Source organism: Pseudomonas moraviensis subsp. stanleyae, from assembly GCF_036283065.1.
Taxonomy (GTDB): domain Bacteria; phylum Pseudomonadota; class Gammaproteobacteria; order Pseudomonadales; family Pseudomonadaceae; genus Aquipseudomonas; species Aquipseudomonas stanleyae.
In genome coordinates this window covers 267,562-280,717 of the sequence record NZ_JAADJI010000004.1, presented here as the reverse complement: position 1 = coordinate 280,717, position 13,156 = coordinate 267,562, and the positions used below count along the sequence as shown (strand labels likewise).

Here is a 13,156-nt window from a genome sequence, read left to right as displayed (position 1 = left end):
CTCATGAAATTCATTCAAGGCGCCTGTGCTTTGGCGCTCACCTTGCTCTGTTCCCCTGTGCAGGCAATCAATCAGGAAATCCGTGCATTGTTCCAGCCTGACCCTACGCAGCCAGGCAAGAACCTGTTCATCAACAAGACGCCCAACAGCGGCTACTGCGCGGCTTACCCTGGTCAATGTGCCGACAACAATATGTTCAGTATCGAGTTGCCGGTACGGTTCAACTCCACTCGCCCGCTGATTGTCGGCGACTGGATGCTGTTGAAAGCTCCGGCCGACTGGCGGCAACTGACGGTGACCAATGTGGAAACGCAGGAAACCGAAACCGTCGAAGTGCGCATCATCGGGATTGGCTCCACTTACATATTGAGCGATTCGGCGACCAGCCTCACCGGCGCGTCAAAGCCGGGGGAGGGACACGACAGATTATGGATCACCAGCGGTTGGGTATATGTGCCAGAACCCTGCCGATACAGCGGCGTAGCAGCCTACGGTACGCACAGCTATCGGTTTTTCTGGAAAACCCCGGTGCAGTCGGCGTGTGTCAAAACCCTTTCGTACCGCGTCCCGGCAATATCTTTCGACAAGCTCGATTTTGCCTACGAGCTGAAGACGCCCAACCCGTTGGGGATGTCAGCCGGTATATATACCGGTTCCACGACCTACACCCTGGGCGCCGGTGGCGATTTGATCATGGGCGGGAGCCTGCTGCAGCCGGATGATCCTACGCTGACCCTGGATTTCGTCCTCGACGTACAGCACACCCTGAAAGTCGATCTGCCACCCGGCGGTACTCGGGTTGCGCTTGAGCCCTTGGGGGGCTGGGAACCGTGGATCAACAGCGGCCGCAAGCCCACGCGGATCTTTCGCGATCAACCGTTTTTCATAACCGCTTCGTCGCGTTTCAAGGTCATGTTGTTGTGCAGTTCCCAGGGAGGAAACGTATGCAACCTGGGTAGCCCGAATGGCGGAAGTGGCCGGGTTGAGGTCTGGATGAGCTTGCCGGCAGGCATCAGTGGCCCCGGCGGTCCGGTAAACCGCCACCCGTTAATGGTCAATCGCTGGACATCGGCCTTTCAGCCTGAAATGTATGTGGAGCGAAAGCCCGGCTATCTGCATTTCGATATGACGACGCAGCACATCGACTTTCTGCTCAGGCCCGGCCTGAACGACCGCCTGCGCGGCAACGTCACCATCATCTGGGATTCGGAAGCATGAGTGCGCCGATCCGATCTTTCGCAATATTGCTGGAGTTGAACACGATGAACCGTGGTTTTCTGCTGGGCCTGCTCAGCGTGTTATGCCTGACGGCGCAAGCCGGGCCGCAGATCAATGTCGGCACGGTCTACGACTATCTGGATGCCGATAAAAGTACCTATCTCAAGCGGGTATTCAATAGCGGTGACGCCACCGCCTTCGTCAAGATCAATGTTCTGGAAATCGTCTACGACGCAGAGGGCGTTCCGCAGGAAGTGGCGGTCGAAAACTCCGCCGACGGTGCTTCGCGCAATGGCCTGATGGCCAGCCCGGCGCGCCTGATCGTGCCGGCGCAAGGCATGCAGGGCACTCGTCTGTTGTACATGGGCGAGCGTGATCGCGAGCGTTACTTCCGCGTCAGGTTCGTGCCGGTGGTGCCGGAATCGGAAGACCAGTTCGTGGTCAGCGAAGAGGAGCGCGACGACTACAAGAAGTCTCTTTCGGCCGGGGTCAATGTCATGACCGGTTTCGGCACGATCTTCTTCGTGCGCCCCAAGGACGCGCGATACGCCACGGTGGTCAACGAGACGGACAGCCGCTACGAGCTGCGCAATGACGGCAATACGGTAGTCGTCGTCGATGAGTTCAAGAACTGTTCGCTGGCCAAGGAGAACGACTGCGGCACCACCACCAAACACCACGTGCTGGCGGGCAAGACGTTTGCGTTCGACAAAGAGAAGGGCCGCCAGTACCGCTTCCACCTGATTGAAGGCGCCGACAGGAAAACCGTAAGCATCGCCAGTCGCTAGGCGGTTCTTTCATCGACGTATCGGGGTAATCAACATGATCAAGCAATGCATCGTCAGCGCACTGATGGTCGCCACCGCGCTGACCGCTACGCTGGCCTGGGCCGCACGGGAAGAGCACACCTTCGAAGTGTCGCTGACCATTCCCAGTCGACCGTTCTACATCATTCCGGCCGACCCGGACTGGATTCACCGGCCGCAGGTGCTGGCATGGAATCCCGTCACGGAAAGCCTGGGCAACCTGGAAAAATATTTTGATGTGCGCCATGACAGCAGCGCCATTGATGCGCGTCTCGCCTTTGAGCCTTTTCTGGATACCGGTGAATCAGGCGAAGTGATCGACTTGCGCGTCACGTTCAATGGCGTGGAATTGAGCTCGCACATCACTCCGCGTCAGGTGGTCTCGCAGGAAGAGGCCGCTGCGGGCAAGCGGGCGCTGCTGAAAATCGAGCCAATCAAACCGTCCAGCGGCTTTCGTTCGGGGCAGTACAGCGGCAACGTGGTGCTGTTGTTCAGCGCGAGCGCGCCGGAGGCGGGTTGAATGTGATGCATGAAGGGCGTTTCAAGTATTTTTCAGCCAGGGCGATGCTGATTTGGGTGTTGACGACATGGGTGTTGAGCACAGTACCGGTGCAGGCTGCCAATCAGGAGATCCGTGCGTTATTCCAGCCCGATCCAGCACAGCCGAGCAAAAATGTGTTCATCAACAAGACCCCCAATAGTGGTTATTGCGCAAGCTTTCCGGGCGAATGCGCTCAGAACCAGGTGTTCAGTATTCAGTTGCCCATACGCTTCAGCTCCACGCGCGCGCTTTATCAAGGTGAAGTGGTACCGATCAAGGTTCCCGCCAATTGGCGGCAACTGATGGTGACCAACCGTGAAACCCAACAGACTGAAGTCGTTGAAGTGCGCATTACCGGCATCGGTTCGAAATTCGTTCTGAGCGAGCCCGCCAGGGAACTGGTGGGTGTCAGTAGCGATCTCGAAGGACATCAGAAACTCTGGACCAGCAATAGCTGGGTCTATGCTCCTGCGCCGTGTCGATACAGCGGTGTCGGGGTCTTTTCGGCGACCACGTATCGTTTCTTTTGGAAGACGCCCCTGGAAGCGTCCTGTATCAAGAGAAACGCCTATCCAATTCCGTCCATATATTTTGACACCATCGATTTTGCTTACGAATTGCGAACCCCTGATCCGTTGGGTATGGCATCAGGCCTTTACACCGGATCGTTGGCGTACAGCCTGGGCAGTGGAGGAGATTTCGATCTGGGGCCGCTGATGCAACCGGATGACTCCAGCCTCACCCTGGATTTCGTGCTGGATGTGCAGCACACCCTGAAGGTTGACCTGCCACCAGGCGGCAATAAAGTGTCGCTGGAACCGGAAGGCGGCTGGAAACCGTGGATCGACAGCGGGCGCAAACCGGCGAGGATTTACCGCGACCAGGCGTTCTATCTTTCTTCGTCGTCACGCTTCCGGGTCATGATGATGTGCGATGCGCCCGTCGGTGGCAAAGGTTGCACGTTACGCAGCCCTTCGGGCGACAGCACCGAGGTCGAGGTCTTGCTGACATTACCGCCGGGTATCACGGGGCCGGCCGGTGGTGATGTCAAGGCCTTGGCATTGCGGCATTATTTCTGGTTCGGTCCGTTTCAACCGCAACAGTATGTGGATCGCAAAGCGGGTTCATTGCGTTTCGAAATACCCCGAGCAGCGATAGACACGCTGCTGCGGCCCGGCAAAAACGACAGGCTCACTGGCAACATCACGATCATTTGGGATTCCGATGTATGAGGCCTTTTTCGCCCCGATGATTCACCGGACGTGCCGGTCGTTCCGCACAGCGGCTCGACCGGCACGCCCTGCGCTTCAAAGCCCCGCTCTGGCCAACGCTTCTCGGGTCAAGCGCCGTGACAGTTCCTGGCGTTTGTAACCGATGTCGATCAATAACTCTTCGTAGCGTTGTCGGGTCAGCGGCGTCGGGTCGAGCAGGCCGGGTTCATCAGCGATGTCCAGTTGCGCGGCCAGGGTCTGTATCCGTTGCGCAAGCTCTGGTCGATTGCTTTGCTCGTGCGGTTTTGCCCATTCGGCTTTGGCCTTTTGCAGTTCATCGAGCAAACCTTCCTTGGGATCGAATGTACGATCGTTGACTTCATAGAGCTGCACATTGGTTTTGCGCAGATGATCCTGCCAGAAATTATCCGAGTACAGATCGAGCATCCCGTTGACCAGACCGTCGCCTTTTTCATTCTCGATGATCGTTGCGTAAGCGGCGTCGATTTTCTCTGCGGTCACGTTTGCGCGCGGGCGTTCGAGCATGGCTTCGGTTTGCCAAGGCAACTGCAGGCGCTGCGAGAGGCCTGTCTCGAATGCCATATGCACTTCCACCTCATCCGGCGCCACGCCGCGGGTGGCGCTTTCATGCAGCTTCTGCTGGGTTCTGTATTCGAAATTGGCCTCATCGGTCACCCGGTTCAACCGTGCGGCGCCACGGGCAAGGCGTACCAGCGTGGATTCGAGCGCAGCGGGTGATGTCGACTCGGTGTGCGCCTTGGACACCAGCACTCTGAGGCCCAGAGAATTGAACAGCTGCGCACCAAGATCACCACAGTCGTCCGGCGATACCGCCTGATTGAACAGCGTCTCGCGCAGTTTTGTATCCACCGCTGCCGCTTCGACCATGTCCCAGACCCGTTGGGTCAGCCGCCTGCGGCCCTGGTCGGTGGCGTAATCGGCGCTCTCGCGTTGTTTGCGGATCACGCTGAAAAAGCCTGCGCTATCTGGTTCGGCGATCAGATCGTGCCAGGATTCTTCGCGATATTTGCTCAGTGAATCTCCGGGGCTGATATCGACTGCACCCCGGGGCAACAGCTTCCAGTAGCTGAGTTCGTCACTGGCCGCCGGCAAGTATTTCTGAACCACACTAAAACCCGTGGACGCACGGTATCGCCCATACTGCGCACGGTCCTCATTGCTCAAATAGGATTGCTCGAAACGCGCCCGACTCAGGATAAACGCCTGATCGGAGCCGGGGGTGACCTCGGGCAAGGTGTTCACCGTGGTTCCACGCATGTCGAGCATGAAGCTTCGCGGGCGCGTTTTGGCTGTCGCGCCGACATCGAACAAGCCTGTGGGCCAGCTCGGCAAACGGGTATTGGCCAGATGCAAGTGGGTCAGATGGTCCATCCGCCCGACGTCCGGGGGCACCTCCAGATGGTTGCCATTGAGGTTCAGCACGCGCAACCGCTCCAGTGCGCCAAGCGTCTGACTGGCGTCAGCCGTCAGTCTGATGGTGTTATCGGCCAAATCGAGACTTTCCATCTGGTGCATCAGACCGATCACGCCAGGCACTTCCTTCAGCTCGCATTGACGCGCACTCAGTTGCCGCAGGTTGGGGAAGTTGCTCAGCAGTGCCCCGGGATCTGCAGGAAGACGGGCCTTATCGAGTTTCAGCGCAGTGATGCGATCGAAATACGGCTTCATTTTCGGGCGCCTGCGCAAGTCGGCCCACCAGCGCTCGATCTCGTAACTGCGCAGTTCGGCCGACAGATCCAGCGTGTAACCCTGCGCAGGATGCACACTGCGCTCGCCAAAGATTTCGCTGTTGCGATCAAAGCAATCGATCAATCGTTCTTCGATGAAATCCCCGCCGTTGTGCATGTAATCCAGTGACGGGTACGGGTGGCCCGTCTCGGCATCGTGTTCGGTTGCATAACTGTCACGCCATTTGCGCAGCTCGTCGTGCAATTCCCGGCGCTGGGTTTCCAGGCGGGTAATCGCGTCGTCCGTCTGCCCTTTGCCGGCCAGCGCCTCGATGAACGCGGTGACCTCCCTGTCGCTCATCAACGGGAACAGATCCCTGATTCTTTCTTGCGCTGTGGATGCGCGCATGAAGCGTGGCAGTCCGCGCACCAGCAGTTCGGTTTCGCGTGGTACCACCGCTCGAACCGGTGGTTCTGCCAGGGCAATACGGCGTTCGGCCGGCGGCGCGCACTGTTCCATGATCCACAGTTTCAAGGCGCGACCCTGACCGCGTCGATAGCCGGTACTCGCCAGCGTTTCGAGCGGTACGGCGCGCAGAATGGCTTCATGGAAATCGGTACTGGCATGGAGCACCTGACCCTCAGTGTCGCGCACTTCATAACGGCCTTCTCCGCGCCTGAGCAACTGCCTTACGGTCGTCGCGTCCGCTGGCCCGACACTGCAGCGCAACTGGCCGTGCGGGCTGCCGTCGAACACCTCGATGCGCAGATCGGCAAAGGTGTCGGTGTGGATTTTCAGGGTATTGAGCGCCAGCCGTTCGGTCTGTTCGGTCATCAGGTCGTCGCGATGAAAGCCGTCGTATGCGCGACTGGCCGACGCCTCGAAATCCAGCTCGCGGGCCTGGTTCTTCAGGCGTAGCGGCAAGCGCTGTTCGTCGCTGATTCGTTGCCGTTCGGCGCCGCGCGCCTGGCTCAGAACCGTCTCGGCCAACGGTAATGGCAGATCGGGGAACGATTTTCTGATTACGGCGATGTCTGCGTTGCCATTGCGCTGCCCGCCCTGGTACAGGTGGCGGGCCACGGTGCTGCGCTGCTGATTGAGCGCGTCGGCAAGTTGATTGCGCAGGACCTGGACGCGTTGCTCGGGCGTGACCGTCGGGCCCAGCAGATGATCGAGCTCGTCGTCGCGCAGGAACCCGGCAACCCGCTCCGGCAATTGCCCGGCGTTGAGATCAGCCTGGCTGATGCGCAATGTGTCGGCTTCGGACGCCAGCGGGTTGCCGTACTTGCGTGAGTAGCCGGTCAGGTCCTGCTGAGCGAAAACCTCCAGCGCGCGTCGCGGTGGCCAGCCCGGCAGGCTGGTCAGCATCGGCTCCAGCCACACCGCGTCGGCATCGATCGGCTTGCCGTTACGCAGGTTCTGCCCAGCCTCGATGACATCCTCGTACGCACTGGTGCGCCTGACCGTATCGGCCAGCAGCGGCGGTGGCGGGCTGTGGTCGCTGTGCATGCGCCGCAGTTCATCGTGGCTGGTGCCGCTGCTGCGCCGGATGTCCTCCAATTGTGCAGGCGCAAAACGCTCGACGCTGTGGCCCAGGCGAGGCATCAGCTGGCTGTCGGGCCAGTCGCCTGGCGACTCCGCTTCATGCACCCAGGCGCCGTGACCGTTGTGTTCGATCCGTGGCTGGTAGGCATTGGCGCGGTTCGGGTGCTGGATCCGGTGGGTTTTGCTGGCGGCATCGGCCGAAGCCTTTTCGACCACATACAGCTTGCCTTCCAGCGGCAGGACGCTGCCGCTGGCATGTTGATGCAGGCCGTGACGGTCAGGTTTCGATTGCGTTGCCAGGCTCAGCTCGTCCCGTGCGTAGGGGCTGAGGTCGCGATGCCACAGGCTCGGTTTGCCGTCGGGCAGTTTGACCCTTTGCATGGCATCGACCCGCGGCGAGAGTTTTATCCGCAGCGTTTCACCAATCTGCGCGCCGGCGCCGAACGCCGCCAGTTGAATGACATCGGTCACCACGCTGAGGACGTGCCCGGCAGCTTCCTCCCAGACGCCTTCGGCCAGATCGACGATGCCTTCGATCACATCGCTGGTCAGTTGGTAGGCCGTGTAGGCCATCATCACCTCGCCCAGACCGGGTACGAAGGGCGTGGCAATCAGCAGGGCGACATTGAAAATGTCCGAGACGATCTGCTTGAAGTTGTCCCACCATGCCCAGCGTGCGTTGCTGTCGGCATCGGCAGTAGGCACAGCGATCTCGCGCGCATCGTTGATGATCTTGTTGAGTTTCTGTTGATAGACATGCCGCCAGTAATCGCCCTGCAACGGCAGGCGCGTGAATTGCAGCCTGGGTTTTTCCACCGGGTCCTTGCGCCATGCCGGGCGCTGGTCGGTGCTCTGTTCGTGCGGGTGATGGCGGACGACGAACAAGCGCTGTTCAAGCTCGGCAAAGAAATGCCCTCGTTGCTGCTGGTCGACGAACTGGCTGAAGAATTGCCGGTAGGTCTGCCCGGTCGAGGCGCTCAGGCGGTCCTCGCGCAACTGGCGAATCAGTTCTTCACGAAACGCAGCCAGCGACTCGTACTCCTTGAGTGGATGATCCGGATCGTGGGGCACGTAGACGATCAGGCGGCGAACGCCACGACTGTCGGGGTGCCCATGCATCAGCAACAGAATGCCCGCCAGGCGTGTGCCAAGCATGGACAGGTCGTTGCAGCGAATCGAACGACCGTTGAGACGCAAGCGCGGTTTCTCCTCTGCGCTCAGGGCAAGAACCATCCTGAAGGTGTCGTACTGGATCTCTGCCTTGAGCAAGGCGATGTGCGCCGCGACGGCGAGGGCATCCTTGAGGCTGGTGCTGACTTTGTGTTGCAAAAGGCTCTCGGCCACGGCTTCGCCGGGCAGCAGGTAAGCGTGCAAATGCCTGGCGTATTGCCCGCCCAGATCAAGGTCGCGGCACAGTGTCTGGAACTGGCTGATGGGCATTTGGTTTTTGAACGGGAGGACGTCGAAATGCCCGCGCGCATCAGGCTGGGTGATGTAGTCCGAGCCTGCGGCGACCGTCTCGTTGCTGGCAAAGTTATGCAGTGCGGCATCGAGCATGGAGACCGTACGGGTCGTCGAACCGTCGACCACGTCGATTGCATACCAGGGACTGCTGGCGGGGATATACAGGCGCAGCCAGGTCTTCCTGACGTCCGGCTCGATGCCATGGCATTGCTTGATCCTTGCCTTGAGCAGCGGCTCGGCGAAGGCGTACAGGTCGGTTTTGGCCAGCAGGTGATCGACCTTGTTCTGCGAGTCCCAGGCCTTGAGATTGGCGGCGGCGAGTCTGCTGGCAAACGTACCGGGTGCGCTGTACCACGGTTCGCGCTTCAGTGGCGTGGCGGCGAGGGCCAGGCTGCGGCTGAGCGTCGCCGCTTTGAACGGCGCGCTGACAGCCGATTCGATGAACGCGTAATGCCGCCCCTTGTCGGGGGCTTCGGCAGGCTGAGGGGAGTCAGACATGGCCAATCATCCTTGATTGTTTGAGGAGTGATCAGCGTACCGGCGGCAGGGCAAAACAAAAGTTCAAAGATCGGAAGACAAACACTCGATCACATTACCGATGCGACAAGAATTCGAATCGGAAAAATGCACCAATACCACCTTTCGCGCAGACGCCGTTTCAAGTGCCACGTGACGCCTGCGTTCGGTCAGCGGAGCGCCAGCGCCGGGCTAGCCGTCGCCACCACAGGCGCCTTGGGCGGTTGGCATTGCGAATCGCTGCCCGGTTGCAGATACGGCGTGAGAATCGGCGCCATGCCTTTGAGCACTTGCGTGGGCAGGGCCGAGGTGAACTTGAAGTTCTCTGCCGAGCGCCCCGGGACGAACGCAGTGAGAGTGCCGAAATGGTGGTCGCCGATGTAGAACACGAAAGTCGCCGTGCGGTTGATCGACTTCGAACTGATGATCCGCCCGCCCGAACCGATCGCCGCAATGCGGTTGTCCCCGGTCCCGGTCTTGCCACCCATGGCCAGTGGCGTGCCGTCGGGCAATTTGAAACTTCCCGATACCCGTTTGGCGGTACCGGCATCCACCACTTGCGACAGCGCCTCGCGCATGGCTCGGGCGACTTCCACCGGCATCACCCGTTTGCCCACATGCGGATCGTTGACCACTTTGGTTTCGTAAGGTGTACCGGCGGCGAAATGCAGGCTGTCGATGCGCAGCGTCGGCATGCGCACGCCGTCATTGAGGATGGTGCCGATCAGTTCGGCGAGCGCGGCAGGGCGGTCACCGGAGCTGCCGATGGCGGTGGCCAGTGACGGCACCAGGTGATCGAACGGGTAGCCGACTTTCTGCCAGCGCTGATGGATGTCGAGGAAGGCTTCGATCTCGAGCATGGTGCGAATACGGCTGTCGCGCGCGCCTTTATGCCGACTCTTGAATAGCCAGCTATAGACTTCCTGGCGCTCGAAATGGCTGGCCTTGACGATCTCGCTGAAGGTCGCTTCCGGGTGATGCAGCAGGTAGCCGATCATCCACAGGTCCAGCGGATGCACCTTGGCGATGAAGCCCTGGTCGGGCAAATCGTAACTGCCGGGGCCATAGGAATCGTAGAGGCGGATCAAACGCTCGTCGGTGAGTTTTTCGTTGAGCCTGGTGCCCTTGAGGTGCGAGCGCACGAACCGGTTGAAGTCTTCCTGGCTGGCCTCCGGCAGCAGGTAGCGATGCACCGCTGCCATGCGGATCGGCGTCGGGCGCATGCTGTCGAGGAAGGTATCGAGACGCGCCTGGGTGTCCTTGTTTCTGTACTTCTTCCAGAACTTGAGCAGGAACGAGGTGCCTTCGCGGTCGGCAAAACTGGCCAGGTATTCCTGACGGCGCGGGTCGCGATCATCCTTGAGCAGTTCGGCGTTGGGTCCCGAATAGGTGGTGTAACGGACGATGTCGCGCATCAGGCGAATGAACGGCAGGTTGATCGACTCGCGCAACGAATCGCGCAGGGTCGGCAGGCGACCGTTGTCCTCTTTGCGAAAGTTGTGAAAGGTGTGCAGCCCGCCGCCAGTAAAAAACGCCTCGCCGGGGCTCGCCGAGTATTTGCGATCCAGCGCGGCGCCGAGCAGCTTCGACAGGTCGTGATCCTTGTTCTGGATCAGGTAGTCGATGACCCAGCGGCTGAGGCGATCCTGATCCGGCACTTCGACTTTCTTCAGTTCCGGCACGCCCATCGCGCCGTATTTGTCGTGCAGCTCGGCGACGATTTGCAGGTAAGTGGTCAGCACACGCATTTTCGCTGTCGAGCCCAGTTCGAGCTTGCTGCCCTCGTTGATGTCGAACGGCTGATCGGTACTGTCGGTCTGCACGCGCACCCGCGAGCCGTCCGGGGTCAGTTCGAAGAGGGTGAAGCTGTAGCGTACTTGCGTGGTGCTGGTCGGCGTCAGCAAGCGTTCGCCGAGCAGACCGATCTCTGCTGCGTAGGCCGGATCGGCGAGTTTTTTCAGATAAGCCGTGGCCTGCGTTTGCAGATCGCCCTGCAAGGTACTGGTGGCCGACAGGTCGAGACGATCGAGGTCGTACAGCGGCCGGTTGAGCATGCTCGCCAGACGACTGCGGGCGACGCTGATGCCTTTGTTGGTTTCGATCGGCTGCATGGTCGGCTGGGTCTGCCAGTCGCGGTACGACACGCTGCTCGCCAGCGCGGCGTCGGCAAGCGCGCTGTCGATCACGCCGTTCTGCTTGAGCAGCCGCAGATGGCTGTCGGTAAGGTTGGCCAGCTCCTCGCGGCCCTTGGTCAGGTAATGCGAAGGGCGGCGCTGGGCGATCATCAGCGAGAGCATTTCGCGCAGGGCCAGGCCTTTGGCGGCCATGGTCTGCGAATCGGTCGCCGGGCTGTTCAGCTGTTCGTTGGCCTTGTTGAAATCGCTGCCGTACCAGACCCGCAAGCCTTCGGCCATGCCGTGCACTTCACCGTGGCCGGGCACCGCCGAGAGCGGCACGCTGTTGAGATAATCACGCACGATGTTCTGCCGCGCGCCGAGGGTCTCGGGGCCATCCTGATAAGCCCGTACGCTGGCGGAAATCATCTGGCGGATCTTCTCTGCGCCGGACACGGTCAGGCCGTCCGGCGAATGTCGATACTTCTCCAGTTGAGTGGCCAGCGTACTGCCACCTGCCGACTGGCCGGGCAGGCGCAGCAACTTCGCCACTTGCGACCACGCCGCCATGCCGAAGCGCGGCCAGTCCACCGCCGGGTTGGCCAGTGGTTGTTTCGGGTCGAGGAGAAAGCGGTTTTCGATGAACAGCAGGCTGCTGACCACCACCGGCGGAATCGCCGCGAAGTCGGCATACAGTTGCTGCGGATAGTTGTAGCGATACAGCGGAGCGCCTCGGCAATCGGTGATCGACAGCCCGGCCTGAATCTTTTCCGAATACGGCACGAACAGGCCTTTGTCGGTGTAACCGAGCAGGGCAGGGGAGAAGCGCGTCTGCTCGGTAATCACATAATTGCGCTTGAGCAGGCGCGGCAGGAATTCGTCCAGAGAGCTGTAACCCAGACGCAGATCGAACGGCCCGTTGCCCGGATAACGAATCGCTTCACTGGGGCCGGGTTCAAGCTTGTAGGTCAGCGAAGCGGCGTACTGGCTCAGCTCCCGCGCCTGGAAGCGCGAGGTGCGCATTTCCTTTGACGCAGCGAGTCCCACCACCACCGCGATGATCAAAAACAGCAACCAGAAAGCCTTCCACCCGTGCCGGTGACGACGGGGTTTTTCAGGGACAGGCGCTTCATTCACACGTTCAGTCTGAACCACGGTTTTACTCGAATCGGTTTGCCACAAAGCGCCCATAGTCGACTGATCCATTCACGCAGATTGATCGGACTTGTCTGAAGCTTAGACGGTGGTTGGCCGTGGGGAAAAAAATGTAAAGGGTTGCGGGAGGAGCGGTCGTTGAAACCCCGCAAGCTCCCTCGCCACAAGGGCAATGTTGTTTCAGAGGCAGCAGGCAAGGCAGTGATAGTGGAAGTTGCTGATAGTCCGGGGCGATGCACTCCTTCTGTGGCGAGGGAGCTTGCTCCCGCTGGGTTGCGCAGCAGCCCCAACCCATGCAACCGCAACTTGCCTGACTCACCGCGCAGTCAGGTTTTTGCGACTGCTGCGCAGCCGAGCGGGAGCAAGCTCCCTCGCCACAAGGGCAGCAGTGTTTCAGAGGCAGCAGGCAACGCAGCGATGGCGGAAGTAGGCGCTAATCCGCGGCCATGCACCCTTCCTTTGGCCAGGGAGCATGGGCAATGTTGTTTCAGAGGCAGCAGGCAGGGCGGCGATGGCGGAAGTGGGCGCTAATCCGCGGCCATGCACCCTTCCTTTGGCCAGGGAGCATGGGCAGTGTTGTTTCAGAGGCAGCAGGCAGGACCGCGATGGCGGAAGTAGGCGCTAATCGGCGGCCATGCACCCTTCCTTTGGCCAGGGAGCATGGGCAATGTTGTTTCAGAGGCAGCAGGCAACGCAGCGATGGCGGAAGTAGGCGCTAATCCGCGGCCATGCACACCTTCTGTGGCGAGGGAGCTTGCTCCCGCTGGGTTGCGCAGCAGCCCCAACCCATGCAACCGCAATCCGCCTGACTCACCGCGTAGTCAGGTTTTTGCGACTGCTGCGCAGCCGAGCGGGAGCAAGCTCCCTCGCCACAAG

The 13,156-nt window shown here is 60.4% G+C and carries 6 protein-coding genes; 4 read left to right on the top strand and 2 right to left on the bottom strand.

Annotated elements, in window-relative coordinates:
- Positions 1-3 precede the first annotated feature (3 nt).
- The 4 genes from GXB78_RS08660 to GXB78_RS08645 are packed head-to-tail and all read left to right on the top strand — an operon-like array spanning position 4 to position 3,797.
- Positions 4-1,218, top strand: a complete 1,215-nt coding sequence (locus GXB78_RS08660) for a hypothetical protein (protein ID WP_408005116.1) — start codon at positions 4-6, stop codon at positions 1,216-1,218.
- A 44-nt stretch (positions 1,219-1,262) separates the two neighbouring features.
- Positions 1,263-2,006, top strand: a complete 744-nt coding sequence (locus tag GXB78_RS08655; RefSeq protein ID WP_329515110.1) for a molecular chaperone — start codon at positions 1,263-1,265, stop codon at positions 2,004-2,006.
- A 34-nt stretch (positions 2,007-2,040) separates the two neighbouring features.
- Complete coding sequence (locus GXB78_RS08650; protein ID WP_329515109.1) at positions 2,041-2,544, top strand: CS1 type fimbrial major subunit; 504 nt, start codon at positions 2,041-2,043, stop codon at positions 2,542-2,544.
- Positions 2,545-2,588: 44 nt separating this feature from the next.
- A complete protein-coding gene (locus GXB78_RS08645; protein WP_408005118.1) occupies positions 2,589-3,797 on the top strand; it encodes a hypothetical protein in 1,209 nt (402 codons plus the stop codon).
- Positions 3,798-3,872: 75 nt separating this feature from the next.
- On the opposite strand, the gene GXB78_RS08640 is transcribed toward GXB78_RS08645, so the two are convergent.
- Together GXB78_RS08640 and GXB78_RS08635 are read right to left on the bottom strand one after the other, a co-directional pair.
- Positions 3,873-8,993, bottom strand: coding sequence for a dermonecrotic toxin domain-containing protein (locus tag GXB78_RS08640; protein ID WP_329515108.1), 5,121 nt, complete (start codon positions 8,991-8,993; stop codon positions 3,873-3,875).
- Positions 8,994-9,181: 188 nt separating this feature from the next.
- Entirely contained in the window at positions 9,182-12,316 is a 3,135-nt protein-coding gene (locus GXB78_RS08635; protein ID WP_329515107.1) for a transglycosylase domain-containing protein, read from the bottom strand.
- Between the last annotated feature and the right edge of the window lie 840 nt (positions 12,317-13,156).